Annotated in this window: 25 protein-coding genes; 6 read left to right on the forward strand and 19 right to left on the reverse strand. The window is 41.2% G+C overall.

Features of this window, described 5'->3' with window-relative positions; all coding sequences use genetic code 11:
* Nucleotides 1–5: 5 nt before the first annotated feature.
* Genes mraY through rsmH form a run of 4 tightly spaced genes read right to left on the reverse strand, consistent with a single transcriptional unit; the run spans nt 6 to nt 4,525 of the window.
* Entirely contained in the window at nt 6–986 is a 981-nt protein-coding gene (gene mraY / locus HMPREF1115_RS02685) for a phospho-N-acetylmuramoyl-pentapeptide-transferase (protein ID WP_000625794.1), read from the reverse strand.
* 1 nt (nt 987) lies between these two features.
* The gene (pbp2x, locus tag HMPREF1115_RS02690; protein ID WP_000816033.1) at nt 988–3,243 is read right to left on the reverse strand and encodes a penicillin-binding protein PBP2X; all 2,256 of its coding nucleotides are present in this window, start codon (nt 3,241–3,243) and stop codon (nt 988–990) included.
* Between the two features lie 3 nt (nt 3,244–3,246).
* Nucleotides 3,247–3,564, reverse strand: a complete 318-nt coding sequence (gene ftsL, locus HMPREF1115_RS02695; protein ID WP_000840795.1) for a cell division protein FtsL — start codon at nt 3,562–3,564, stop codon at nt 3,247–3,249.
* Between the two features lie 10 nt (nt 3,565–3,574).
* Nucleotides 3,575–4,525, reverse strand: coding sequence for a 16S rRNA (cytosine(1402)-N(4))-methyltransferase RsmH (rsmH, locus tag HMPREF1115_RS02700; protein ID WP_000159390.1), 951 nt, complete (start codon nt 4,523–4,525; stop codon nt 3,575–3,577).
* Between the two features lie 162 nt (nt 4,526–4,687).
* Here rsmH and HMPREF1115_RS02705 point away from each other — a divergent pair, with 162 nt between their 5' ends.
* From HMPREF1115_RS02705 to HMPREF1115_RS02715, 4 genes are read left to right on the forward strand one after another with little or no spacing between them, the layout of a single operon-like run.
* Nucleotides 4,688–4,882, forward strand: a complete 195-nt coding sequence (locus tag HMPREF1115_RS02705; protein WP_001082470.1) for a helix-turn-helix transcriptional regulator — start codon at nt 4,688–4,690, stop codon at nt 4,880–4,882.
* A 15-nt stretch (nt 4,883–4,897) separates the two neighbouring features.
* Nucleotides 4,898–5,440 (forward strand): DUF3278 domain-containing protein, encoded by a 543-nt coding sequence (locus tag HMPREF1115_RS11750; RefSeq protein WP_000712412.1) that lies wholly within the window; start codon nt 4,898–4,900, stop codon nt 5,438–5,440.
* Between the two features lie 10 nt (nt 5,441–5,450).
* Nucleotides 5,451–5,792, forward strand: a complete 342-nt coding sequence (locus HMPREF1115_RS0101965; protein ID WP_000838131.1) for a hypothetical protein — start codon at nt 5,451–5,453, stop codon at nt 5,790–5,792.
* Between the two features lie 12 nt (nt 5,793–5,804).
* Nucleotides 5,805–6,344 (forward strand): DUF3278 domain-containing protein, encoded by a 540-nt coding sequence (locus tag HMPREF1115_RS02715; protein WP_000711217.1) that lies wholly within the window; start codon nt 5,805–5,807, stop codon nt 6,342–6,344.
* Between the two features lie 113 nt (nt 6,345–6,457).
* Here HMPREF1115_RS02715 and HMPREF1115_RS02720 read toward each other — a convergent pair whose 3' ends face one another.
* From HMPREF1115_RS02720 to HMPREF1115_RS02750, 7 genes are read right to left on the reverse strand one after another with little or no spacing between them, the layout of a single operon-like run.
* Entirely contained in the window at nt 6,458–7,066 is a 609-nt protein-coding gene (locus tag HMPREF1115_RS02720; RefSeq protein ID WP_000734669.1) for a TipC family immunity protein, read from the reverse strand.
* A 12-nt stretch (nt 7,067–7,078) separates the two neighbouring features.
* Nucleotides 7,079–7,546 (reverse strand): hypothetical protein, encoded by a 468-nt coding sequence (locus HMPREF1115_RS02725; protein WP_002881860.1) that lies wholly within the window; start codon nt 7,544–7,546, stop codon nt 7,079–7,081.
* Nucleotides 7,543–8,160, reverse strand: coding sequence for a TipC family immunity protein (locus HMPREF1115_RS02730; RefSeq protein WP_000721848.1), 618 nt, complete (start codon nt 8,158–8,160; stop codon nt 7,543–7,545). Before HMPREF1115_RS02730 ends, HMPREF1115_RS02725 begins: the two co-directional genes overlap by 4 nt.
* A gap of 4 nt (nt 8,161–8,164) precedes the next feature.
* Nucleotides 8,165–8,776, reverse strand: coding sequence for a TipC family immunity protein (locus HMPREF1115_RS02735; protein WP_000751738.1), 612 nt, complete (start codon nt 8,774–8,776; stop codon nt 8,165–8,167).
* Nucleotides 8,777–8,788: 12 nt separating this feature from the next.
* Nucleotides 8,789–10,426, reverse strand: coding sequence for a T7SS effector LXG polymorphic toxin (locus HMPREF1115_RS02740; protein WP_000510502.1), 1,638 nt, complete (start codon nt 10,424–10,426; stop codon nt 8,789–8,791).
* Nucleotides 10,416–10,775, reverse strand: coding sequence for a DUF3958 family protein (locus HMPREF1115_RS02745; protein WP_000088602.1), 360 nt, complete (start codon nt 10,773–10,775; stop codon nt 10,416–10,418). The genes HMPREF1115_RS02740 and HMPREF1115_RS02745 overlap by 11 nt, the downstream gene beginning before the upstream one ends.
* A complete protein-coding gene (locus HMPREF1115_RS02750) occupies nt 10,772–11,050 on the reverse strand; it encodes a TIGR04197 family type VII secretion effector (RefSeq protein WP_000108756.1) in 279 nt (92 codons plus the stop codon). Before HMPREF1115_RS02750 ends, HMPREF1115_RS02745 begins: the two co-directional genes overlap by 4 nt.
* 201 nt (nt 11,051–11,251) lie before the next feature.
* Here HMPREF1115_RS02750 and HMPREF1115_RS02755 point away from each other — a divergent pair, with 201 nt between their 5' ends.
* On the forward strand, nt 11,252–11,728 hold the full coding sequence (locus HMPREF1115_RS02755; protein WP_000203070.1) for a glutathione peroxidase: 477 nt from the start codon (nt 11,252–11,254) through the stop codon (nt 11,726–11,728).
* A gap of 342 nt (nt 11,729–12,070) precedes the next feature.
* Nucleotides 12,071–18,157, forward strand: coding sequence for an alpha-L-fucosidase (locus tag HMPREF1115_RS02760; RefSeq protein WP_001083120.1), 6,087 nt, complete (start codon nt 12,071–12,073; stop codon nt 18,155–18,157).
* Between the two features lie 361 nt (nt 18,158–18,518).
* Here the strand turns inward: HMPREF1115_RS02760 and HMPREF1115_RS02765 are convergent, their stop codons facing one another.
* From HMPREF1115_RS02765 to HMPREF1115_RS02795, 8 genes are all read right to left on the reverse strand, one after another.
* On the reverse strand, nt 18,519–18,812 hold the full coding sequence (locus HMPREF1115_RS02765) for a DUF5960 family protein (RefSeq protein ID WP_000196998.1): 294 nt from the start codon (nt 18,810–18,812) through the stop codon (nt 18,519–18,521).
* Nucleotides 18,805–19,167: a hypothetical protein gene (locus HMPREF1115_RS0101970; protein WP_000567203.1), complete on the reverse strand. Its 363-nt coding sequence runs from the start codon at nt 19,165–19,167 to the stop codon at nt 18,805–18,807. Before HMPREF1115_RS0101970 ends, HMPREF1115_RS02765 begins: the two co-directional genes overlap by 8 nt.
* Entirely contained in the window at nt 19,164–20,579 is a 1,416-nt protein-coding gene (locus HMPREF1115_RS02770) for a Y-family DNA polymerase (protein WP_000540283.1), read from the reverse strand. Before HMPREF1115_RS02770 ends, HMPREF1115_RS0101970 begins: the two co-directional genes overlap by 4 nt.
* A 3-nt stretch (nt 20,580–20,582) precedes the next feature.
* Nucleotides 20,583–21,269, reverse strand: coding sequence for an XRE family transcriptional regulator (locus tag HMPREF1115_RS02775; protein WP_000284664.1), 687 nt, complete (start codon nt 21,267–21,269; stop codon nt 20,583–20,585).
* A gap of 264 nt (nt 21,270–21,533) precedes the next feature.
* Nucleotides 21,534–22,046 carry a GNAT family N-acetyltransferase gene (locus HMPREF1115_RS02780; RefSeq protein WP_000624242.1) on the reverse strand — a complete coding sequence of 171 codons (513 nt, stop codon included), beginning with the start codon at nt 22,044–22,046 and terminating at the stop codon, nt 21,534–21,536.
* 47 nt (nt 22,047–22,093) lie between these two features.
* Nucleotides 22,094–23,053: a hypothetical protein gene (locus HMPREF1115_RS02785; RefSeq protein ID WP_000672554.1), complete on the reverse strand. Its 960-nt coding sequence runs from the start codon at nt 23,051–23,053 to the stop codon at nt 22,094–22,096.
* Nucleotides 23,054–23,345: 292 nt separating this feature from the next.
* Nucleotides 23,346–24,311 carry a hypothetical protein gene (locus HMPREF1115_RS02790; protein WP_000243689.1) on the reverse strand — a complete coding sequence of 322 codons (966 nt, stop codon included), beginning with the start codon at nt 24,309–24,311 and terminating at the stop codon, nt 23,346–23,348.
* Between the two features lie 405 nt (nt 24,312–24,716).
* Nucleotides 24,717–25,013 carry a DUF4176 domain-containing protein gene (locus HMPREF1115_RS02795; protein ID WP_000025674.1) on the reverse strand — a complete coding sequence of 99 codons (297 nt, stop codon included), beginning with the start codon at nt 25,011–25,013 and terminating at the stop codon, nt 24,717–24,719.
* Nucleotides 25,014–25,160: the final 147 nt, after the last annotated feature.

Here is a 25,160-nt window from a genome sequence, read left to right on the forward strand (position 1 = left end):
TATGTTTACATTAGGTATAAAAAGGCTAGGGTCAAGAGACTTGCTAGAAATCCAACTCCCCAAAAGAAGAAGTCAACCTTCCACTCGCTCCAAGGATTGCCCTTGCCTGAGAATCCTCCAAGCTCAAAATGATGATGCACAGGTGTCATACGGAAAATACGCTTTCCACCACTAAGTTTGAAGTAGGTAACCTGCATCATAACAGAGCTTGTCTCAAAGACATAGATAATCCCAATCAGCAAAAGCGTCCATTCTTGGTGGAGGGCCATAGAGATTGCTGCCAGCATCCCACCTAGTGCCAAACTTCCCACATCTCCCATAAAGACCTTGGCAGGCTTGTGATTAAAGACGAAGAAACCTAGCAAACCACCAATCATGGCAAGAATCACAAGAAGGATATCCAGTTGATTTTGCATATAAGCAATCACACCGTAGGCCGATAAGCTAATCACCACGGAAATACTTGCTAAGCCATCGATCCCGTCCGTCAGATTCACCGCATTTGAAAAGCCAACTAGCCAGAAAAGGGCAAAGAAAATATAGAAAATTCCCAGGTGAACTTGGTAGCCAAAGACCGAAAGCATGTCGCCACCGCGCTCATAAAAGAGGTAGAAAATCACTCCTCCAAGGAGCTGGAGAGCAAGTTTTTGCTTGGGATTTAAGCCTTCGTTAATCTTACGAAAGACCTTGAGGAAATCATCCAAAAAACCTACCAAACCATACAAAACCAAGATAAACAAAATCATGCCTACATTGTTGGTCAATTGTTGGGTAAAGAGAGCGACAAGGAAGCTCACAACAACTGCAACGATCAGGAAGACAAGACCTCCCATGGTTGGAGTTCCAGCTTTAGCTTGGTGTTGCTTGACATCCTCGTGCATCTGCTGACCCGTAATCTGTGCTTTTCGATAAAATCGGATAAAGGCTGGAATACCTATCAAGGTCAATAGAAAGGCTAGAACTCCAGCACTAATGGAACTAATCATCTTAATCTCCTAAAGTTATTTTCATTTTTTTAATGTCTTTGAGGGCTGTATTGGCACGGACACTTTGTTTCTTGACCGTTTTGCCACTACCTTCCCACTCGACTTCTATATTCAGCCATTTGGCAAATGTTTGCACATTTTCATCTGTCCAGCCGTACATATCAGGCATTTCTTCGACCTTATCTGACAGGATCAAGATCTGCTGATTGGCTTCCAAATTATCTCCTTCAGAAACCGAGAGTTCCTTGATCTTGGTTCCTGTTCCGATAACGATTGGTTGGACAAGGTTGCGGCGCAATTCCTCTGCTAGGTCACCCGGAGTAAAGTCCTTGGTAGCTGGCATGGCATAGCTTGTCGTCTTGCTGACCTGATCCAAGCTCTTAGCAGTTGACTGAAGATTGAGGGATTCTTTCATAGCAGAAGCTCGCTCAAGAATTGGGTTGGCAAACTCTCCCAGCTGAACACCTGAATAATGCTCTGGCTGTTGCACCGTTACATAGAGAATAAAGTCAGGATTCTCTGCAGGATGCATTGACACAACAGAGAAGATATAGTTGGTTTCACCTGTTAGGTAACCCCCATTCTTCTCATCAGCAATCTGAGCAGTCCCTGATTTGAGGGCTACATTTTGCCCAGGAACAGTTACAGTTGGTTTCCCTGTCTTATGATTATACATAGTTCCATATACTGGATCGGTACCGACTAAAACCATATGCGTTCGCGTCAAGCTCGCTGCATCTTTAGACACAGGATTTCCCACAACTTCTTTTTGTGATTTCCGAGCAGTTTGATCATTTGGATCATAAATAGCACTGATAAATTTCGGCTCTAACATAACACCATCATTGGCAATGGCTGTAAAAGCACGTAGCATCTGGGTCTGCGTTACAGAAATCCCCTGACCAAATGCACTCATGGCAATATTAACAATATTATCTGCAGGCAATTGACCTGAATACTCATCAGTCAGACCAAAACGCGTCGGCACCCCAAACTTAAAACGGTTGAGGTAGTCCAGCCAGGTTGCATCTCCCATTTTTTGTTCAAGTAGACTCATTCCAACATTACTGGAGTGAGCGAAACCTTGTGAGAAAGTCATCATCCCACCAGTAGTCAAACCATCATTAACATCCCAATCTCGAATCGTCGCATCCGCTATTTTTAATTCACTGCTATTGAAGTATTCTCCACTTGGGAAGGTATTATTATCAATAGAAGAAGCTAACGTCATAACCTTCATGGCTGATCCTGGTTCATAGTTACTTTGATAAAGAATGTCACGCCAAACAAAGTCCTTAGTGATTCCTTCTTTTGTATCTGCATTAAAGGTAGGTCGTTGGGTAGTAGCAAGGATTTCACCGGTCTTTGCACTGACCAAGGTAGCCGTCATATACTTGCCTTTTACCTTTTCCTGGAAGGCATCCATCTGGGTTTCCATAAAGGATTGCAAAGGACTAGAAAGGGTTGTGTAAACATCCTTTCCGTCTACCATGTGTTGGGAAGCCTGCTCCGTACCCGGAACAATATTTCCTAGACGATCCTTCTCATAGGTGATAATCCCATCTGTACCCGCCAGAATGCTATTTAAGGAACTCTCCAAACCAGATGTCCCAATCAAACGTTTGGTTCCATCCTCATTTTCATGGAGTTGCGCTAAACCGATAAAGGAAGAAGCAAACTGTCCATTGGGATAACTGCGGTTAGGGCTAGTTGTAAAGTCAACCCCCTCAACCCCAGCTGTTTTGAGGTCATTTTTAATGGCCATCATATTGGCATAGGTGATCCCATTTCCCTTGGCTCCAAAAGATACCTGTTTCAGATCTGGTTGAGAAAGCTGTTCTTTGACATAAGACTCCTCCATATCCAGATACTTATGGAAAATTTCAGCTACCTTATTAAATTGAGAATCCTCTACATAGAGGATTTTACCAGTTGCTGACTTGTAGTTCTTGTCAATAACGGCATAGATATTATAAGAAGTCGCATCCTCTGCAATAGGCGTTCCATTTCGATCATAAATGGTTCCCCGTTTTGCAGGAATCGTCTTGGTTGTTTGGTGGACCTTGTTTGCTTCTTGAACCAAGTCCTTACCAAATTTTTTACCCGTTCCGATAATGACCGCAAAGTTGACCAAAAAGACAGCGAAGAGTATGACAGCCAATAAACTCAGGCTTTTCCCTACTCTTCGACGATTTTCTTCTGGAGATTTACGGTTACGAACGGCATAACGGATGATTTTTTCTTTCCACTGTTTCATTTCTTACTCCGCTGCTCGGATATTTTCGTTATTCAGCTGCAAATCTTTAGAGTTTGCAATCTCTTTCAAACGTTCTGAACGAATCAATTCATTGACCTCTTGCTTGGCATCATCTAGCTCGGTTTTCTTTTCTTCGATTTGAGCATTGACCTTGGTCAATTCATTCTGAACTTGTAGTAGCTTGGTCTGCATAAACACAACGCTAATGGCCAGGATAATCATTGTTGCAGCAATCGAAACATAGAAGGCCTTTTCCACACGTGAAAAACCTTTAAACTTCGTTTGCAATAACTGGCTTGTTTTTTCGATTCTTTCTGCCATGTTTTTCCTCTTACTTGTGAATTTTTCTAGCCACGCGCAACTTGGCTGAATGCGAACGATTGTTGGCTTCTAGTTCTTCGGCACTTGGCAAGATTGGCTTGCGGGATACCAATTCCATCTTAGGCTTAAGGTCATCTGGAATGAAGGGCAAGCCTTTGGGAACTTCCACTGTTGAAGCTTCCTTGAATAATTGCTTGGTCAAGCGGTCTTCCAGCGAATGGAAGGTAATGACCGAGATTCTCCCATCCAGAGCCAGCATGTCCATGGCCTGCTGGATGGATTCATCTGCAGCGCCCAGCTCATCATTGACTTCGATTCGGATAGCCTGGAAAATCTGCTTGGCAGGGTGCCCCTTTTTCTTGAGCTCCTTGGCAGGCTTGGCCGACTTGATAATCTCTGCCAACTCCGTCGTCGTCTCAATGGGTTTCACCTCACGCGCTTGCTCAATCTTACGGGCAATCTGTTTAGAAAACTTATCCTCACCATACTTGAAAAAGATCCGAACCAAGTCATGATAGTCATAACGATTGACCACCTCATAGGCCGTCAGACTAGCTTCCTGATTCATCCGCATATCCAGTGGCGCATCCTTTTTATAAGAAAAACCACGTTCACGCTGATCCAGCTGAGGACTGGACACCCCTAAGTCATAACAAATTCCATCAATTTCCTGGACACCAGCCTCCTGCAAACGTGCCTGCAAATGACGGAAGTTATCCTTGATAAAGGTTACCATCCCCTTTTCGATATAGGGTGCCAACCGTTTTTGCGCATTGTCAATGGCATTCTGGTCCTGGTCAAAGGCATAGAGATGCCCTTTTTCGCTCAATTTACTTAATAAATATTCGCTATGGCCTGCTCCGCCCAAAGTCGCATCAACGTAGATACCGTCAGGTTTTACGTCAAGCATATCAATCGTTTCGTGGAGTAAGACCGTTACATGATGAAATTCTTTTGTCATATCTTATCTATTTTACCACAAATCTGACCAGCTTGCACTTGTCAGACAAGGCTAAGTTTCTTCGAAAAAAATTCTCAAAAATATGTCATATATACTTGACATCTCATCCCCGAAAGAATATAATATAGTCAAATATATACGACATATCAGAAAGGAGACCCTATGAATCGTGTCAAAGAATTCCGCAAGGAACTGGGCATTTCCCAGCTCGAACTCGCCAAAGATATCGGTGTCTCGAGACAGACCATCAACATGATTGAAAACGACAAGTACAATCCAACCCTGGAACTCTGTCTCAATCTTGCCCGCAGCCTCCAAACTGACCTCAACAGTCTCTTTTGGGAAGACGATTTTTAAAAAAGGAGCAAACAAATGAAAAAAGAAACTCTCACTGACAAACTCATCAAACGCACATATGGCATTTCTGGCCCCCTTGACGAACACAAACGGCGCGAGGCCGATCGTATCGGGAATCAGGTCTTTATCGTTCTCTTTTATCTGATGACATTTGGCAATCTTATCCCGCTCGTTCTTGCCTATAAATACCCGCAAATTGTCGCTATCGGCTATCCTCTCGTGGTGTTTGGTATTTCGATGGTAGTTGCCCTCTATGTGGTCTCCCAAACCAAGAAAACAGGCATCACAGCCATTGATCCCGAAATGCTGAGTCAAAAAGAAAGCAAACAGCTACATTTTCCTGGTCTAAGAGCCGGTCTGATCTATGGCATAGCGATATTTTTTATAATGCCATTCATCGATACTCTAACAAGTGAAAATACAAATTTCATCAGTTTTCTTCTGAATTCAAAACATATTTTAAAAACGATACTGGGAGCGTTCTTTTTTGGACTAATGATGCAAATTATCGTCTCTCTTCGCATTCAAAAGGCCAAAAAGGACCAAGAAGACGACTAGGAGGTGTCTTATGAAATCACTAGCTAGACTACTGATCAGTCATGTTTTTATCAGTATCTTTGTTACCTTTTTCCTACTTTCTGGACATATTGAGCATCCTTTCTTGATTATCTTTCTTTTATTCCTTCCTGTATTGAACAAGGGACAGAGATTCCAGAAAATCCAATCAAAAAAAATACGTCTTCTAAACGCATCTCTCTGTTTTATCCTCGTATCCTTTCCACAACTTTTAACAAATCCTATGGATTGGAGATACCTGGTATTTCTAATAATCTGTATCATTTTTAGTTTGGTTTACTTCTATACTCTCTATCAACTCTTTAAAGAAGTCAATCAAAAATCGCTCATTTAGGAGATCACTCCCATGAAAAAAGAAGATTTCACCACTCGCTTACTCAAACTATTCTTTCACATACAAGGGCCTTTTGATGAATGCCGTCAAGAGATGATTTACAAGGCTTGTGCCCGTGCCTTGATCCAAATCGTTTACTCCTCCCTCCTACTCTTCTTGTTCTATCTCCTATTTGGACGCTTCATAGGGTTGGTTCGAGATGCCATGCCCTACCTCTATTTTGGACTTATCTTCGTCCTCGCATCTAGGGCGAGACTAGCAGTTCGCAACTTACATTTAGACAAGGATGACCCGTCCGAAATCCATCACAAAAGCTACAGCAAAAGCCAAATCAAAGTTCGTAGTTGGGGTGTATTTATCAGTATTCCAATTGGCTTGTTTGTCTTATCAGCCTTTCACAAACTCTTTGTTCAGCATCTCCCCCTCAATACCTTTTGGGACAATCTCTCCCAGTTCGATAAAACGCTCCCTTTACTAGTCTTAGGTTTGGGAATTGGTGCCATCTTTGGAAGCATGACCTATGCCTTTTTATCGGAACATGTTAAAAAATAGACCAAGATTCGCTAATTTTTTAATTTATAGGTAAAGAATCCCACCTAGCTCATTCTAGGTGGGATTTCCTCTTCAATTCATAGGATATTTTCCAAAATATCTACTGACCCTCGTCACCAATTCTCCCACTGGGTTTCAATCTTGACATCACCATAGTTGCTTGGCGAGTATTTACTGTCATAAATCGAGCACCAGTCTTTTAAAACCTTCTGATTGACGATTTCGTCGAAGTCTTTCTCTAATTCTTCTTTGGAAATATTATTTTTTCTTAAATATTCTCTTACTTTTTCTTCATCATCAATAAATTGACCTGGTTGCCTTGGCTCTTCAAAAATCGCAAGCTCTTTTTTGAGGATTTTCTTTTTTATATTATAGTGTGCTGAATACCATAGGGTAATATTCGAATTAGTCTTTCTTTCAAAAAGAATCGTCATTCCTTTAATACCTGAACCAAAATTAAATCCAATACTTATGTCTTTATAACCTTCAGGATGAGTTTGATACTTCCCTGAAGGGGTGTATGCAAAATATTCTCCATCATTAGGCCAACCTGGACTAATTTTAAACCCATCTATGTTTCTTAAAATATTATTTGTACGATATGTCTTCTCTGTCTCCTGGTAGATTTCATCAAAAATATTTTTAGGTTGACGGATAAAAAAGTAAAAACAGGTGAATATGATAAATGACATTAACGCTGCCCTACCTAGTAGTTTCTTCATTAACTTTTCCTCCTAGTCTGCCACAGCCTCTAAACGATTTAAAAATGTGGACACTTCTGGGTATTTTTCCTCAATATACTCTTTAATAGATGCCTCACCCTTTCTCAGTATATCCGCAGGCGCTACCCCTGCGTAGATTGTACCTTTGACCTTTTTCCAATCTTTATTTTTTAAGAATTCCCTTTCTCTCTGAGAGGAGTCTTTTTGAAGGTCAGCATAGTAAGAAGAGATAGCTTGATCATAGGATTGCCCCTTCTGCATACGGCCGATAAGGTTGACCGAGTCCAAATCTGCCTTGTAATCATCCTCGCCAATGCTTGGTTTCATATCCGTAGCATTTTTAGTCGTGTCTCCCTCCCATCCAGAAAGATCTCTGACATTCTCTCTACCACCATAGACGTCGGATAACTGAAAGCTGCCAGGATTTAGATGAGTAGCCATAGTGATGGACTGGTGGGTAAAGTCTGCGTGGCCTATCACCAATTCTCCCACTGGGTTTCAATCTTGACATCGCCATAGTTGCTTGGTGAATACTTACTGTCATAGATGGAACACCAGTCTTTCAAGACTTTCTGGTTAACGATTTCATCGTAATAAAAATCCAAATCCTTGGCAGTGATACCGTACTGCTCTAGATAGGATTTCACTTGGGCCTCGTCTTCGATATAAGTTTCCGATCTATTTTCATAAATCAGAATTTTTTTAACTAATACTTTTTTCTTAAATTCGTAATGAATAACAAAGTTAATTTTTTCTCCTGAGTTAGCATATCTTTCAAACCAAATATTTACCCCTTTACTACTACCATCAAAATTAAACCGTAGTTCTAAATTCTTCACATCGCTTCCAAGAGAAGAATCATCGTATGTTATTATTGATTCATACTTATCCGTTTCATTCATATTCGAATCATAAAGCTTTCGATTTTTTACTGTCACATTTTTTAAGTCTTTGAAGTTATAATGGCCCAAATAATTTTTTGCTGTCTCTTGGTAAATTTCATCAAAAATATTTTTAGGTTGACGCACAAAAAAGTAAAAACAAGATGATACGATTATCACGAATAAAGCTACTAGGCCTAGGATTTTCTTCATATTGTCACCAATTTTCCCACTGGGTTTCAATCTTGACATCGCCATAGTTGCTTGGCGAGTACTTGCTGTTATAAATCGTGCACCAGTCCTTCAAGACTTTCTGGTTGACGATTTCGTCGTAGTAGGAATCCAAGTCCTTAGCAGTGATACCGTACTGCTCTAGATAGGATTTCACCTGAGCTTCGTCTTCGATATAAGTTTCCGTATCTGCTTTCTTTAAACCTATTTTGACAAATTTTTTTAAAGTACGGTCTTTATGAGAATATACAGTCCACATTTTTATATTCACGTTAGACTCTATACTTTTTTCAAATGAAATCAAGCTTAATTGAGCTTCGGATTTAAAATTAAAATCTATAGCAATTTTCTCATAGCTATCTGGTAAAGCATTTCCCTTATAGACCACATTTGGATAAAATCTAGAATCATCACTATACTCTTGATATTTATGTGCTTCAACATCTTTCAACTTGTTAAAGACATTATTTCCTAGATAGGTCTTCTCCGTCTCTTGGTAAATTTCATCAAAAATGTTTTTAGGTTGACGCACAAAAAAGTAAAAACAGGATGATACGATTATCACGAATAAGGCTACTAAACCGAGTGTTTTCTTCATTAACTTTTCCTCCTAATCTGCCACAGCCTCTAAACGATTTAAAAATGTGGATACTTCTGGGTATTTTTCCTCAATATACTCTTTAATAGATGCCTCACCCTTTCTCAGTATATCTGTAGGCGCTACCCCTGCATAAATCGTACCTTTGACCTGTTTCCAATCCTTATTTTTCAAGAATTCTCTTTCTCTCTGAGAAGAGTCTTTTTGAAGGTCAGCATAGTAAGAAGAGATAGCTTGGTCATAGGATTGCCCCTTCTGCATACGGCCGGTAAGGTTGACCGAGTCCAAATCTGCTTTGTAATCATCTTCTCCGATACTTGGTTTCATATCGTTTGCATTAAAGGTCGTATCTCCCTCCCAGCCTGAGAGGTCTTTGACATGCTCTCTACCGCCATAGAGATCGGCTAACTGAGCTTGATTAGGATTAAGGTGAGTCGCCATAGTGATGGACTGGTGGGTGAAGTCTGCATGGCCTGCTCCATTGTTAGAATAGGCCTTTAACTTGCTGTCCCAAAATTCGTCAAATTTATTATTTTTGCCATAAACTTTTTCATACTTATCTTTCGCTTCATTATACTCTGACAAGTCTCTTGACTTCATTGTCTCCGAATCACTCCCTCCACCAGCTAGTGTATGTTGCAATCTAAGATTATAGTACAGTTCTTTGGCCTTTTCTTCTTTCAACCCCAGTTCTTGAAAGATTTCAAGAACTGGTTTCAAAGTTCTCAATTTTTGGCCTGTATTCGGATCACTCACAAATTCGTAATAAAAATATTGCCACAATCCACCTGCCGTTTCGTTCCACTTAAAGTCATCATAGTTGGCCGCACCGACGACTCGCAAAAAGATATAGTCACGGAACTCTTGACTAGAGGTTGGGAACTTCTTGTCTATCCCTTGCTTGATGGTCAAGAGCTGTTGGGCTGTCTCTGCGTCAAAGCCGTATTCTGCCATCATGGTTTGGACAAAGGCCTTCTCTTGACGGCTGAGCTTCAAATCCTTTGTGTCAGAATAGGCAGTCAGGTAGTTGGCCCAAGTCAGGTCAGATGGAACTTTAAAGACCCCATTTTTTGCATCCCAACTACTTTCAATCTGGGCCAGTCCACGACTCAGTTGCACATCGATACTGTCTAGTTCATCGAAAAGCCCTCCTGAGTAGCTATCATAGGCACGCAGGTCTCTCAAGATCGTTTCATAGACGCGTTTATTCGCATGGTGTCCTCGCATGAGTTCCACATTACTGCGTCTCAATCTCCCCTTTTCTTCACTATCCATGGTCAAGCTCGAAAGAGATTGGTTGACTTCATCTAGATAAGCAATCATTTGCTCTTCCTGACGGATCTTATCAAGCAGATCATCCTCGCGCCAACTCTTGCTGTCGACCATCGTTTGGTAGTCTTCTGGTAATTTCTTGATAGCTTGAGAGAAGGTTTCTGCATAGAGTTGTCCCCCTTTGCTCAAGGGCAATAAGACACTTGCAAAAAAACTTCTAGCCGAATCATAAGCGTCGCCCTTTAGACTATCCGTATCCTCTGAAAACTTTTGAATAGCTGATTGCAAGTCTTGATAAGCCTCCACCTGAGATTGGCACATGGTTGCTACACTCGAACTTTGTAGTTGTGATTGTTCTAAGTACATATCAATGCCCATGTCGTTTCTCCTCCTCTCTTTCTAGTTCTTTGCGTCTTTCATAGTAGACCTCATCCAAGTCTCCCTCTAACCGGAATTTTTCTTTTTTCAAATCATCCATGTGGTAGCTGAGATCCTCAAAGATTTGATTTTTAAGTTGGTTTCTTTGCAGGAGCGTTTCTTCCAACTGTCCTGCGTATCGGCTTTGATAGGCCACCTCCCACAAATCATTTTGATAACGGTGACTAGCTCTATCATACCCTTCAAAGGTTTCTATCAGTTCTTTGGTGCGATACTTCTCTTTTCCATTGTCTTCTAGCTGGTACAAGAGTTCTCGCTCTCTTTTCTTCAACTCATCCAACCTGCTCATGTATGACTCCTAAAACCATTGGCAGCCGCTTCATCTAGCGCCTCAAAATCACTCGCTACAGAGTGCAGTCGTTCTGAAGTCAAGGTGACAGCGGCTGTAATCTGACTAGCTAGATTTTGATCCTTTGTCAGACATTGATGGGCCTTGTTATTCCCTTGAAGAGTCGTTAGGTCATCTTGACTAGCCGCAGCGATCGCTGTTAACGATTGACAAGCATTTTTCAACTGAGTCGCATATGTTTGCGCAAGATTTAGATCACTTTTTACTGTTGACATGACTATTCTATCCTTTTTCTCATTCCCTAGTGATAGGTTCACTCCATTTAGCTATATAGGCCTATTATACCATGTTTCATAAAAGGAGCATCATTTTGTCCTGATTTATGTACAATTGTGTATTTTTTCAACAACCTCTCCCATCCGACTCGACGAAAATAGTAAAAACTGTTACAATGTAGAAAAAGAAAAGAGGCTCTCATGACTTCACTCTATGATTTTTCTGTTTTGAACCAAAATAATCAAGCAACTCCCCTGGATAGCTATCGTGGCAAGGTTCTCTTGATTGTCAACACTGCTACTGGATGTGGTTTAACGCCCCAGTACCAGGGACTTCAAGAACTCTATGAACGCTATCGAGATCAGGGATTCGAAATCTTAGATTTCCCTTGCAATCAGTTCATGGGACAAGCACCCGGCAGCGCAGAGGAAATCAATAGCTTCTGCAGCCTACACTATCAGACCACTTTCCCTCGCTTTGCAAAGATCAAGGTCAACGGCAAGGAGGCAGATCCTCTTTATGTTTGGCTAAAAGACCAGAAATCTGGTCCTCTAGGAAAACGAATTGAATGGAATTTTGCTAAGTTTCTCATTGGCCGAGATGGGCAAGTCCTTGAGCGCTTCTCTTCCAAAACAGACCCACAAACCATCCAAGAGTCTCTTCAAAAAATACTTTAATTTCTTTTTAAAACGTATCCTTTCATTTAGTTTGAGCCCTGAAAGGATGCGTTTTTTCTTTAAAAAGTAACTGATTTTCTTTAATTTATATTTATTTTTTTGCTTTTTGCTATTGCAATTCTTTCATTAATTTAGTATATTTGTTATATTAAAAGTTTTCAGTCATTTTAAGGGAGAAATGACCTTTTAAATTTTTTTATCTTAAAATGAAAGCGCTTTATAAATAGGAGGTAAGGTGGCTTACAAATTATCAGAGAGTTTTTTCATTAAATCAAGTTGTAACCAAGTCAGACTTGGGCTTGGGCAGTAGCTGACTGCCTTTCTAAAAACTAGGAGTATATTATGAATCGATACCTTTTTGAAAAAGGGCAAACATTTAGCATTCGGAAGTTGACTGTAGGTGTGGCATCTGTTATCGTCGGACTGGCATTTTTTGCTTCTGGAACCGTGCGTGCAGACGAAACGTCTCCTGCCACAACATCCAATTTAGATCAGCAAATGAAACAAGTAGCAGATATAGAAGAGACCAAGGTTGAACCAGTCAAAGAAGAAGGCCGTGTAGAAGCTGAAAAACAAGAAACACCTGCTGCCGATACCAACAGTGCTGACTTGCTCCCTGAAGACATTCAGGACCGTGCCTATCCCGACACACCTGTCAAAGAACTCGATACGACTACTATCGTTGACCAGAAAGCTAGTCCAAAGGTAGAAACTAAGAGCATTCTAAAGGACAAGGAAGAAGCTCCAAAAGAAACTGAGAACGGAAACCGTGCCATCATTAACGGTGGACAAGACCTCAAACATATCAACTACGAGGGACAACCTGCTACTGCTGCTACTATGGTTTACAGCACTTACAATGCAGGGGAGCAGCGCTACCTCGTTTCAGGATCTGGTATCTTTGTTGCACCTAACCTGATCCTTACCGTTGCTCATAACTTCCTAGAGGCCAATAAAGAAACTGGCGAAGGTCATATTCGTGGTGGAAAATCTGCCCAGTTCTACTATAACGTTGGTTCAAACAGCGAAAAGAAAAATTCACTTCCATCTTCTGGAACTACGGTTTTATTCAGAGAAAAAGATATCCATTTCTGGAACAAGAAGGAGTTTGGAAAAGGCTATAAAAACGACCTTGCTCTTGTAGAAGCTCCTATTCCTCTTCCGATTGCTAGTCCAAACAAAGCAGCAACCTTTGCGCCTTTAGCGGAGCACAAGACACATCAGCCGGGAGAAGCCATCAGTACGATTGGCTACCCAACAGACTCGAGCTCAAAAGAACTGAAACAACCTATCCTAGCTGGCCAACTTTACAAGGCAGATGGGACTATCCGATCTGTTGAGTCCTATGATGATAAGGGAACGACCGGTATCACCTACCAAACCACTTCTGTATCTGGTTTGTCTGGTGGTGGGATTGTCGATAGCCAAGGAAAAGTTCTCGGTGTTCACCAACACGGAACCGTTGACAATGGTGTTCCTGAAAAGGATCGCTTTGGTGGCGGACTCGTCCTTTCACCTGAACAACTGAAATGGGTGAAGGATATGATTGCCAAATATGGTGTGAAAGGCTGGTACCAAGGAGATAACGGAAATCGTTACTACTTTACTGATGAGGGGCGCATGCTTCGGAACGAAACAGCTGTTATCGGAAGCAACGAATATTCCTTCAACCAAGATGGGATTGCTAGCTTGACCAAGGGAGTTGAATACGGTCGTGTGGTTATTCAACACGAAGACGAAGAAGGAAATCCTGTCAAAGATAATGATACTTTTATCGAACAGACAGCTGTTGATTCTCCATTTGACTACAATTTCAAAAAAGAAATCGAGAAGACGGACTTCTATCAGAATAATAAAGACAAATACGAAATTGTATCCATTGATGGTGTAGCGGTCAATAAACAGCTAAAAGATACTTGGGCTGAAGAGCACAATGTTGTCAGCAAAGCACCTGCCGGTACCCGTGTCATCAAAGTGGTCTATCAAGTCAACAAAGGCTCTTTCAAAGTTTACTACCGTCAAAAAGGAACAGCTACTGAACTAGCGGAAGCGACAGTTGATAACAATGACGGTCAAGAGTATGATGTTTCCTTTGTCAACACCTTCCATGCAAAAGACATTGCTGGCTACCGTCCAGTTAAGGCTAGCTTGGAAGCAAGGATCCAGCAAAAAGGGGTGAATGAGGTCGTCTTTGAATACGAGCCAATCGCTGATACAGCCAATCCAACGACACCGACTCCACCAGTCGCTCATCCAGAAGATAAAGAAACTGAGATTGGCAATCATGGACCTCTTCCAAGCAAGGCCCAACTCGATTACCACAAGGAAGAATTGGCAGCTTTCATCCACTACGGAATGAACACTTATACCAATTCTGAATGGGGAAATGGGAAAGAAGACCCCCGATACTTCAATCCAACCAACTTGGATACTGACCAGTGGATTCGCACTTTGAAGGAAACGGGCTTCAAACGAACCATTATGGTTGTTAAGCACCACGACGGATTCGTTGCTTATCCATCTAAGTACACCAACCATACCGTAGCTGCTAGCCCATGGAAAGATGGAAAGGGTGACCTTCTCGAAGAAGTTTCCAAGTCTGCTAGCAAGTACGACATGAATATGGGTGTTTACCTATCACCATGGGATGCTAATCATCCAAAATACCATGTCGCAACCGAAAAAGAATACAACCAATACTATCTCAACCAACTGAAAGAAATCCTTGGAAATCCGAAATACGGAAATAAAGGGAAATTCATCGAAGTTTGGATGGACGGTGCGCGTGGTAGCGGTGCCCAAAAAGTAACCTATACCTTTGATGAATGGTTCAAATATATCAAAGAAGCTGAAGGAGATATCGCCATCTTCTCTGCTCAACCGACAAGCGTTCGCTGGATCGGAAATGAACGTGGTATCGCAGGTGACCCTGTCTGGCATAAAGTCAAGAGAGCTAACATCACAGACGATGTGAAAAACGAATACCTCAACCATGGTGACCCAGATGGTGATATGTACTCTGTAGGGGAAGCTGACGTTTCGATTCGTTCTGGCTGGTTCTACCATGACAATCAACAGCCGAAATCACTCAAAGAGCTGATGGATATCTACTTCAAGTCTGTTGGTCGTGGAACCCCTCTCCTTCTCAACATTCCACCAAATAAAGAAGGAAAATTTGCAGATGCGGATGTGGCTCGCTTGAAGGAGTTCAAAGCAACCCTAGACCAAATGTATGCGACTGACTTCGCCAAAGGGGCCACTGTAACAGCAAGTTCTACTCGTCAGAACCACCTCTACAAGGAAAGTCACCTGACAGACGGTAAAGATGATACTAGCTGGGCGCTCTCAAATGATGCCACAACCGGTAGCTTTACAGTCGATTTAGGACAAAAGAGACGCTTTGACGTTGTCGAACTCAAAGAAGACATCGCCAAAGGTCAACGGATCTCTGGTTTCAAGATTGAAGTCGAAATCAACGGACGCTGGGTTCCATATGGGGAAGGTTCAACAGTAGGCTACCGTCGTTTGATTCAAGGACAACCTGTAGAAGCACAAAAAATCCGTGTGACCATCACAGGAGCACAAGCAACTCCAATCTTGAACAACTTCTCAGTCTACAAGACACCAAGCAGTATTGAAAAAACAGACGGCTACCCTCTTGGACTTGAATACCACTCAAATACAACCGCTGACAAGGCTGGTACAACTTGGTACAATGAATCTGAAGGTGTTCGTGGCACTTCTATGTGGACCAATCAAAAAGATGCCAAAGTAAGCTATACCTTCACAGGAACCAAGGCCTATGTTGTCTCTACAGTCGACCCAGGTCATGGAGAAATGTCCGTCTACGTTGATGGCCAAAAGGTTGCGGATGTGCAAACTAAGAACACTAGCCGTAAACGTAGCCAAAAAGTCTTTGAGACAGGTGATTTAGCACCTGGCCAACATACCATTACCCTTGTTAATAAAACAGGTGAACCAATTGCTACAGAAGGGATCTACACCCTAAACAATGATAGTAAAGGGATGTTTGAACTTGAGTCTACCAACTACGAAGTCGAAAAAGGAAAACCAGTCACTGTTAAGATTAAACGTGTTGGTGGAAGCAAGGGGGCTGCTACTGTTCGCTTCATCACAGAACCTGGAACTGGGGTTCACGGTAAAGTTTACCAAGATACAACTCAAGATGTGACCTTTAAAGATGGAGAAACAGAAAAGACTGTGACCATCCCAACGATTGACTTTACAGAACAAGCCGACTCTGTCTTTGACTTCAAAGCCAAGCTCACTTCTGTCACTGATGGTGCCCTGCTCGGTTTTGCTACAGATGCAACCATCCAAGTGATGAAAGCTGAATTGCTGATCAAGGACCAAACAAGTTATGATGATCAAGCTAGTCAGTTGGATTATAGTCCTGGCTGGCACCATGAAACCAATTCGGCAGACAAGTACCAAAAAACGGAGTCTTGGGCATCTTTTGGACGCTTAACTGACGAGCAAAAGAAAAAGACAACTGTCACAGCCTACTTCTACGGTACTGGACTTGATATCAAGGGCTATGTTGATCCAAATCATGGTATCTACAAAGTCTTCCTAGATGGCAAAGAAGTTCCTTACCAAGAGGGCATGGGAAATGCTTCAACTATTGACGGTAAGAAATACTTTAGCGGTCGTGCAGCCCAACGCCAAGGCAATCAAACTCTGGTTAGCTTAAAAGGTCTGGACGAAAACTTGCACGCAGTCACCCTTCAACTAGATCCTGATCGAAACGATTTGTCTCAAAATATCGGTATTCAGGTAGACCAATTCATCACTCGTGGCGAAGGTAGTGAACTCTACAGCAAGGCAGATATCATCCAGTCTATCTCAAAATGGAAAGACGATCTTTCAAACTTTGATCCAGCAGGCTTGAAAAATACGGCCACTGCACGCCAAGCTTTCCAAGCAAATCTAGAAAAATTGAGAAACCAACTCAGTGCTGATGCAGTGGATGTTCAGGATGTCATGTTGACAGTCAGTGCCCTACAAGATATCCTATCCAAGGATGAGAACTATCAAAGAGGCCAAGAGGAACCTAGTCCAGAGCAACCGGAACAGCCAGAAGAACCTTCTAAACCTGATCAACCAGCTCAACCGAAACAACCGGAAATTGAGTACGATAAGGCTATGGACAGCTTGGCAAAAGCTATCGAGAAAAAAGTCGCTGAGCTTGGATCCAACAAGGAAGCTAAGAAGAAATTATTAGAAATTGCTGACCAAGCCATTGCTGCAATCCAAGAAGCTAAAACTCAGGAAGCAGTCAATAAAGCGCTAGAAACTGCTCTCGAACAAATCAACAAACTCGAAGCGGCTCAGCCTGAGAATCCAGTTCAGCCTGAGAAACCTGCTCAACCGGAAACTCCAGTTCAACCTGAGAAACCGGCTGAGCCTGAGAAGCCAGCTCAACCTGAGAAACCGGCGCAACCGGAACAACCTGCCGAGCCTGAGAATCCAGTTCAACCTGAAAAACCGGCGCAACCTGAGAAACCTGCTGAGCCTGAAAAACCTGCTCAACCTGAGAAACCTGCTCAGCCTGAAAAACCAACTCAACCGGAAACTCCGGCTCAGCCTGAAAAGCCAGCGCAACCGGAACAACCAACTCAACCTGAGAATCCAGTTCAACCTGAAAAACCAGCGCAACCGGAACAACCAACTCAACCTGAGAATCCAGTTCAACCGGAAAAACCAGCGCAACCGGAAACTCCAGCGCAACCTGAGAAACCTGCTCAACCGGAAACTCCAACGCAACCGGAAAAGCCAGTTCAGCCTGAGAAACCTACTGAGCCTGAAAATCCGACTCAACCTGAGAATCCAGTTCAACCGGAAAAACCTGCTCAACCGGAAACTCCAGCTCAACCTGAAAAACCAATTACTTCTTCAAGTCCTGAGGAAGGGGTAAAAGACCTTGTCTTTACACTTCCAAGCTTGGAAATCATCAATAAGGTCGTACCGTTCAAGACGATTCGTCGCGAAAACCCACAATTAGACAAAGGAAAAGAGCAAGTTCTATCAGAAGGGAAAGACGGTCTCTTAGTCGAGTATGTTGAAGTGGAAGGTGACAATCGCAAGGTTCTCCAAACAGAAGCAACACCAGCTCAAGATCGAGTGATTGAGGTGGGTACTAAACAAAGTTCAGTAGGAACAGAGGCACCACCAGTTGTGACCCTTCCTGAGTATGTTGTCCCAAGAGAGACCGAAAAACCAACTCCAGTCGTAACAGACAATTCATCAGCAAAAGATGAAAAAGCTCCTGTTACAGCTACAGTCAAAGAAGACAAGGAAAGACTACTCCCTGCAACTGGGGAACAAGAAGCAAGTGCCTTCCTCTTCTTGGCAGCCATTACTTCTATCTTGTCTCTCCTCATTTTCCAAAAGAATTTCAAAGACTAATAACCCTCTTTGATTGATTCTTTCTAATGATTCAGTTCCCCCGTTGAGAAGACCATTTGGTCTTCTCTTTTTCTATCTGTAAAATTAAAAAACATCCACAAATATACATGGATGTTTTGGTATAAAATTCTAAAATAAGGTTATCATTGAGGATAGGTATTTTCAAAGTTAACTACGATTTCAAATAAACGTTCATCCAAAAAAGAGAGTCCCCCTTGTCTTATCTCATCAGAACTACCATCATAAGTTCTGCAAGAACTCCACAGATAAAAGATGGTGTTTCGAATTCCTATACCATGAGATTTTCTGACGCTCACAAGCCATCTTTCATAAATCAGACTTTCCTCTTCCACACCTAGATCTACTGATTACTATTTTTGAGTCCAGCGTATGCATAGGTTCGATTTCTGGGACACTCTTTTTCCGTCACCACCCTAAAATAAAAGCGATGCTCCCGCCCATCCTTGGCATTTTCCTTGTTTAAAACAAAGTAGTTCTTCTGATTCATCGCCATAGTGCGTAGGATGTCATCGATCAAAAAAGTCAGTGGTACATTCATAGCAGAGTATTTTTGAAAATCCTCTTCAAAGCGGATATAACTATCTGAAAAATAATCCATCTGCAGTTTGTTTTCATACAACTCTTTTCTAGTCATACACTCCCTCCTCCCACAGTCGAATTTCGAGGACATCTACGATCTCTATCAGCCTATAACCCTCATTGGTCCTAATAGATAGAGTTTGAGGTGATAATTCGCTTACCTCACCAATGATCGTGGTTTTATGCCTTCTTTCCTTGACCACAAAGCATCCCTTCAGTTGCCCAACATAAAGCTGCGAAAGCAAGAGTAGCTTCTCAGCGGAATTCAAACTCGTCGAAAAAGCTACCCGATTTTTCTCTTCACCGAGTGAACTAGTATGCTCTGAGAGGAAAAAGCCCATCCACTTCTGCATCCCTGGATCTTGATAGTCACGCGCAGATGGAAAGGGTAAATAAGAACGATCAATCATTTTAAACCATCTAATCCTCCAGCAGAATGCCCCCCAATCAACTTGCTTCTAGCAAGACTCCTAGAGGCTTCTTCCAGTGCATTGGCCTTTAAGAGGGAGGTAAAACCAAATTGTTCCCGAATGGAGTCAATGGCTGTCTGGAGCCTTTCTTCTTTTTCTAACTTGTCAACATCATCAAAGAGAGAGATCAAGCCGAAGGACCCGTCCACAAATCCTGAATAGTTGACTCCAACACTTCTGACCGCTCCAGAAGTGTATTTACTATGAAATAGCTTCAAAACATAATCCGTTAAGACAGCTGTATTGTTGGTCGGTTCGACCTTCATTTGTGTGTGAATAGACGGCCTAACCTCCTGTTTAGAGAAACCGACATAGATAGAGACAAGGGTTGTTTTCTTTCCCGCCCTTCTCAATCTAATAGCCACCTGCTCTGCCATTTCTCGGAGAATAATTTCAATATCCCGTAGCTTCACGTAGTCTCTCGGTAAAATTTGAGAATTTCCCAACCCCTGAGACTTGGCTTTATAGGGCCTGTGAACATTGCTCTCATCAATCCCGTTAGCATGAAACCACAAACGCAGTCCAGCCTGACCCAGAGCTTTCTTTAGCTGGTCTGGATTGCTGGTGGCCAATTCCTTGATGGAAAAAATCCCCTGAGCATGCAAGCGTTTCTCCATCCGCCTGCCAATCCCCCAAAAGTCAGTCATCTTGGGAATGGCCCAAACCTTCTCTTCCACGTCTTGGTAAGACCAGTTAGCCCTCATGGTCGGGGTGTGCTTGGCCTCATTATCCAGTGCCAACTTGGCCAGTAAGGGATTGGCATTGGACATACCCACCGTAGAGTAGATCCCTGTCTGCCTCCAAATATCCCTCTGAATACGAGCAGAAAGCATATCCAGCTTGTCTTTGCGAGAGAGATTCTTGTCTGGTATGAAATAGTTGAGCGAACTAGTCAGGTCAATAAAGCCCTCATCGATAGAGTAGGGATAAATATCGTCTGGGCTACCATAGTTTTGAAAGATTCGCTGGATTTCCATATTGACTGCGATATACTCGTCCATCCGAGGTGGCACAATCAAGGTGACTTGAGCCCAATCTTCGATGTAGCGAACATAGTCTGAGTCAGTAGGCAAGCCTTGCTTTCGAGCATTGTAATAAGAAAATTTGCGCGTTTTGATATCAAAAGGCAGATCATAGGCCCGACCAACATTGGACTTGCTAAAAATCTTCTTAAACGTAGGAGAGGAGGCTAGAATAAGACCAGTTGAATTATCCGCGCGACTCATGACACAAAGTGAGGTCTTCAGCGGATGCAAGCCCCTTTTCACACACTCGACACTGGCATAAAAAGATTTCATATCAACAAAGGCAATATCACTCTTGGGCTCTCTGGAATAATCAAAGTAGCCCATAGGCTAGCCCTCCATTGGCACAAAGTTCCCAACTATAATCCCTACAATACGAGGATCTTCCTCATAGGAAATGAAAATGTCCTTGTATTTAGGATTGATAGAGACCAGACGCAAGCCATCTTCCTCCCGATAAACCCGTTTAATATAGGTCTGGTTGTTACAAACCACTGCATAAACCGCCCCGTCATAGTCAAATCCCGTCTCTCGAATCAGAGCCACGGAACCATTTTGATATTTAGGTTCCATGGAGTCCCCAGATACCCAGGAAGCAAAATCGTGGGCCAGTTCCTCATTAAAGTAAACCGTATCAAAATTCTGGTCACCGTAGACTGATGCCCCGATCCCTGCTGACATGCGTTCATAGACATGATACTCGTAGAGACGCTCTGGTATGGTCGTCACTTTCTGAGTTTGTTCTTCTTGAGCCAGGTTGCGAGCATAAAGCACAACCTTGTCCTTCCCTTGCTTGGAGAGGCTATTGTAGAGGCGAACAATCTCGATCTGAGTGAAATATCCCTTTGCCACCTTTAAAATATTTTCTAGCTGGGCAACCTTCTCCTTGGATGGTTCCTTAATTCCACGTTCCCAAGCCGAGTAAGCCTGAAAACTAATCCCTAATTCCTCTGCAATCTCTTTTTGTGTCAGTTTTAGCTCTTTCCTACGAGCCTTGAGTTTTTCTGGTTGGTACATGATTCACCTCCTAGTGTGATGCTTTAATGGACATTATCTCCCTTAGAAAGACACATTGATGGTTAAGCTTACACTTTCAAAACTCAACCAATTTAGTTTAGTTTTATTATATAAAAAAAGTGAACGATTGTCCACTGGGAAAATCAAGTTTAAACAGCACCACTTATCTATTCTGAACAAAAAAGACATCCAAGAAAACATTCTTGAATGTCTGTAAAGATTGATGACTCCATTAACCTTGTCAGTGGACTGGAAATAATGATATTATGGCCTCCTTATCTCAAATACTGCTGTATGAACCCACTCATTATGAATGTGTAAGTCATTTTCTATCATTCTACTAAAGGTGAAGCCATTTTTTATAAGCACCCTCTGAGAGGCTAGATTACCCGTTGCTGTTCCTGCAATGATTCTATTGAAACCATAAGTCGTAAAGGCCTTGTCTAAAACGAGTTTAACCGCTTCGCTAGCATAACCTAGGTTGCTAACATTTTCCCCAATCCTATACCCAAGTTCTGCTGTTTTTCGATCATTCTCTAAGACACTTAAATTGATTCTCCCGACCATAACACCTTGCGAATCTCTGATTAGATGCATGTAGACAGCCCGATTCGTTTGTTCCGTTAACAATTCCCTCGTGATTTCTTTAAAACATTCTAAATCAAAATAGTTAGCTGGTCTAGGAGGTAAATTTCGTTCAAAATACTCTCGATTTTCTTTTTCAAAAGAATAAACGTCTAGACTATTTTCTTCAGACAACAGCTCTAAACTAATCATTACAAAACTCCCCTTCTCTTCTTAGGTAAAATATCGCTAGATAGAGTTTACATTCTCGCCTTAGGGTCCCCTTTTTCCTTATTACGATAGTATGTAATAAACTCTTCCTGACTGTTGACAATATGCTCCTGCCCATCTACTGAGTTTTCCGCAGGAATTTTCACATTTTCAAATAAATTCGTCCCTTCCTTATACAATAGCTGGTAAATTGGCATATTGTTTTCGATACTTGGCTTATCAGCTAAGACTACAATTGACCCATTATTATCTTCTAAAAGTTTTGCTGCTTCAGGATACTTTTGACGGATAAGGGCATCTTTATCTAGTTTTCCTTCTTTTAAGATTCCGATTTCCCATTTATTTATAAAGTAATTAGAAGAGTTCTGTAACAAATGTGAAAAAGAGGTTGAGCGACTTATTTGTTCGAAATCCTTTCCTTCACCTAATTCCACAATCTTCCCCTCATCCAAATCAATAGACTTTGTAATAAGGGAGCCATTTTTGGAATTTTTTAAATAAACATCTAAAAGCTCCTGTCCCTTACTAGTATAGATGGTGGTCGCAATCCCTGTAGGGATATAGTCTGAATCATAATCTCGAGTCATTTTAAAAATATCATAGTCTTTGGAGGGGAAGTCCTTCGTCTTTATATCATAGACGGTAATCTTCCAATATTCATCTTCAATAGGCTCATTTCGCTGGGTAGACGACATCGACAATCTTTTGTATTCCTGAACAATCTTATTTGGACTGACAACAGGACTAACCCAATAAACATAGGTAGACTGTGATGCGAGCCAATAGTCCAATGGATTATCATAGTCCCACTTAATCGCCAAAGCTTTCCCATCCTCGATATATTTGTAATCCACTATCTTTCTCTTAAACAAAAAAGTAGAGTATGGATTAACATATTTGTTCACATAGTATTTATATGCTAGGTAAGGCGTCAGTAAGAGAACTCCAACCAACATGACAATAAACACCGCTTTTTTCGAAAATTTCATTGCAAAGCCTCCCAACGTTGATGACCCCTCAAATACTTTCTACTGTTGAAAGCATTTGTCCGTTTTCAAAAAATATACGAATTTCTAGAAATAAAAAGAAAATGTCCTTCTCCATTATACCATATGCGTGATACCGTGAGAAGACGAGAAAATCAAAAGAAACCACCTGAACATCATTCAGGTGGAAGAATAAACTGAAAGAGTAGCAGAAACAAGGCTAGCTAATGTCTTGTTGAAATTTGTAAATCAAAAATGCCTCATTCACAAAAAACTGACCTAGACCTAGCAACTCCTACTCTAATTTTTGCAACAGCTTTACAACTTGCTGATTATCAATCTTCACATAGTATACACCACTATCATTGACAAGTTTATCCTCTTTATACTTAGCAATTTTGACAGCATAAAGACCGCGTGGTAGGGGTTGGTTGGCAAAAAATTCCTTCATGAGCGCTTCAAGCTCTTTAAGATAGTCATCATACAAGAGATCTCTTTTTTCTTTTGGAACGAAATACTGCAATTCAAATGTCGGTATAAAAATCTCTTTTTGGAAAAGATATTGAGCATCCATTGGATACATTCCTTGCAGAGCTTGGCCCTTGCTTTGATTTTCCTCTAATATTTCATTATAAAGATAGATATTATCAGATTGGTTATTAAATTCAAAACCAATACCTTGATACTTCAAATCAGGCAGTTTAGGATCTTTGATTGAACTGTCCAAGCTTTTTAAAAACTCGCTGGTGCCTGGACTAACCTCAATCCCTAAATAGGCTAATTCTGGGAAAACATTATAAATTTTTTTACCATTTTTGTAATCAACCTCTGCATCTGTCTTTCCATATGTTTTAATTTCCGAAAAACGAGTATAGTATTTAAATCGAGTTTTAACCTGATAGGTTTTTCCAGCTATATTTTCACTATAGGTACCATTGATTATAAATCCTCCCACGCTTGTATAGTTTTTCTCGTATTTTTCTAACTCAAACTGTCCTGTAAGACCGTAATTTTGATAAGAACGATGCACAGCTTGCTCAATCTCAGTTCGACTTGCATGAGCAAACAGCCCCCACATATCCATTAGAGAAAAAATCGGACTGAACACTGTGAAGATTACCATTGGAATCACTATGGATAAGCAACCTATTAATAGCCAATTTCTTTTCTTGGCATTTCCTTCAGATTTTTTAGCAGTTTTCTGTTTCCTTTTTAAGATTAGAATGAGCAAAACCAAAATCCCTAATACTAATAAAACCAATCTACAATCTCCTTTTATCGTGGATAGCTGTTAACAGGTGTATAGGAAGGAGGCTAACAGAAATACTCTTCTCACCTGCTAACTTATCCTGAAATCCATAAACTCGTCTGAAATGAGGAACAATCCTTATCCCATTATATCACATGAGCAATACCGTGAGAAGATGAGAAAAGTAAAAAATGTCTTGGTTTATTATACCACAATACAAAAATAACCTTCTTCCTATTCTATAGGAACAAAGCTATATTTTGGTATCATAAATTTTGGCTTATAGTCACACGGACTTAGATGTATGATGGGAAAATAACTAAAAAAACGAGGAGTTTCTTTAATGTCAAAGTAGCTCCTCATTTTTGATTTCTATTTAGTATTGTGATATTTTGCAATAATCTTTACAGATGCACATTATTTTGTTACACCCTTTTTAATTGTTGTTGCATTTTCATCAAGCCAACGTTGATAAATTTCGGCGAATCGCTCTTCTTCTTCATCACTATAGCCTTTAAAAACTACTTTATCTACATCATCACGATTGAAATAAAACAACTGTTCTGGGTTTAGTCCCATTGGATAAAAAGCAGCAGAATAGTCAAACAAAACATTTTCACCATTCTGTTCTATAGTAACCCCACGATTGAGAATCATTAGTTTTTGACTCCCCTCTTTTAAATAAACAATTGTTCCAATTGGCAAAATAGACATTTTCTTGTTTTCCTTTCAATTTATAATTTCTTTATTTCTACAATGCTATACGACATCGTATTAGCATTCTTAAACTTTAAATGCATCATTCAACACCCAAACACTTTCTGAATGGATTGAATACCTGAATCGATACTATTTCCAATA

It is taken from the genome of Streptococcus oralis SK610 (assembly GCF_000257455.1).
Taxonomy (GTDB): domain Bacteria; phylum Bacillota; class Bacilli; order Lactobacillales; family Streptococcaceae; genus Streptococcus; species Streptococcus oralis_CB.

Excerpts from the sequence above, each read along its gene's own strand:
- mraY (WP_000625794.1), bottom strand. The coding sequence starts at position 986 with ATGATTAGTTCCATTAGTGCTGGAGTTCTAGCCTTTCTATTGACCTTG.
- pbp2x (WP_000816033.1), bottom strand. The coding sequence starts at position 3,243 with ATGAAACAGTGGAAAGAAAAAATCATCCGTTATGCCGTTCGTAACCGT.
- ftsL (WP_000840795.1), bottom strand. The coding sequence starts at position 3,564 with ATGGCAGAAAGAATCGAAAAAACAAGCCAGTTATTGCAAACGAAGTTT.
- rsmH (WP_000159390.1), bottom strand. The coding sequence starts at position 4,525 with ATGACAAAAGAATTTCATCATGTAACGGTCTTACTCCACGAAACGATT.
- HMPREF1115_RS02705 (WP_001082470.1), top strand. The coding sequence starts at position 4,688 with ATGAATCGTGTCAAAGAATTCCGCAAGGAACTGGGCATTTCCCAGCTC.
- HMPREF1115_RS11750 (WP_000712412.1), top strand. The coding sequence starts at position 4,898 with ATGAAAAAAGAAACTCTCACTGACAAACTCATCAAACGCACATATGGC.
- HMPREF1115_RS0101965 (WP_000838131.1), top strand. The coding sequence starts at position 5,451 with ATGAAATCACTAGCTAGACTACTGATCAGTCATGTTTTTATCAGTATC.
- HMPREF1115_RS02715 (WP_000711217.1), top strand. The coding sequence starts at position 5,805 with ATGAAAAAAGAAGATTTCACCACTCGCTTACTCAAACTATTCTTTCAC.
- HMPREF1115_RS02720 (WP_000734669.1), bottom strand. The coding sequence starts at position 7,066 with ATGAAGAAACTACTAGGTAGGGCAGCGTTAATGTCATTTATCATATTC.
- HMPREF1115_RS02730 (WP_000721848.1), bottom strand. The coding sequence starts at position 8,160 with ATGAAGAAAATCCTAGGCCTAGTAGCTTTATTCGTGATAATCGTATCA.
- HMPREF1115_RS02735 (WP_000751738.1), bottom strand. The coding sequence starts at position 8,776 with ATGAAGAAAACACTCGGTTTAGTAGCCTTATTCGTGATAATCGTATCA.
- HMPREF1115_RS02740 (WP_000510502.1), bottom strand. The coding sequence starts at position 10,426 with ATGGGCATTGATATGTACTTAGAACAATCACAACTACAAAGTTCGAGT.
- HMPREF1115_RS02745 (WP_000088602.1), bottom strand. The coding sequence starts at position 10,775 with ATGAGCAGGTTGGATGAGTTGAAGAAAAGAGAGCGAGAACTCTTGTAC.
- HMPREF1115_RS02750 (WP_000108756.1), bottom strand. The coding sequence starts at position 11,050 with ATGTCAACAGTAAAAAGTGATCTAAATCTTGCGCAAACATATGCGACT.
- HMPREF1115_RS02755 (WP_000203070.1), top strand. The coding sequence starts at position 11,252 with ATGACTTCACTCTATGATTTTTCTGTTTTGAACCAAAATAATCAAGCA.
- HMPREF1115_RS02760 (WP_001083120.1), top strand. The coding sequence starts at position 12,071 with ATGAATCGATACCTTTTTGAAAAAGGGCAAACATTTAGCATTCGGAAG.
- HMPREF1115_RS02765 (WP_000196998.1), bottom strand. The coding sequence starts at position 18,812 with ATGACTAGAAAAGAGTTGTATGAAAACAAACTGCAGATGGATTATTTT.
- HMPREF1115_RS0101970 (WP_000567203.1), bottom strand. The coding sequence starts at position 19,167 with ATGATTGATCGTTCTTATTTACCCTTTCCATCTGCGCGTGACTATCAA.
- HMPREF1115_RS02770 (WP_000540283.1), bottom strand. The coding sequence starts at position 20,579 with ATGGGCTACTTTGATTATTCCAGAGAGCCCAAGAGTGATATTGCCTTT.
- HMPREF1115_RS02775 (WP_000284664.1), bottom strand. The coding sequence starts at position 21,269 with ATGTACCAACCAGAAAAACTCAAGGCTCGTAGGAAAGAGCTAAAACTG.
- HMPREF1115_RS02780 (WP_000624242.1), bottom strand. The coding sequence starts at position 22,046 with ATGATTAGTTTAGAGCTGTTGTCTGAAGAAAATAGTCTAGACGTTTAT.
- HMPREF1115_RS02785 (WP_000672554.1), bottom strand. The coding sequence starts at position 23,053 with ATGAAATTTTCGAAAAAAGCGGTGTTTATTGTCATGTTGGTTGGAGTT.
- HMPREF1115_RS02795 (WP_000025674.1), bottom strand. The coding sequence starts at position 25,013 with ATGTCTATTTTGCCAATTGGAACAATTGTTTATTTAAAAGAGGGGAGT.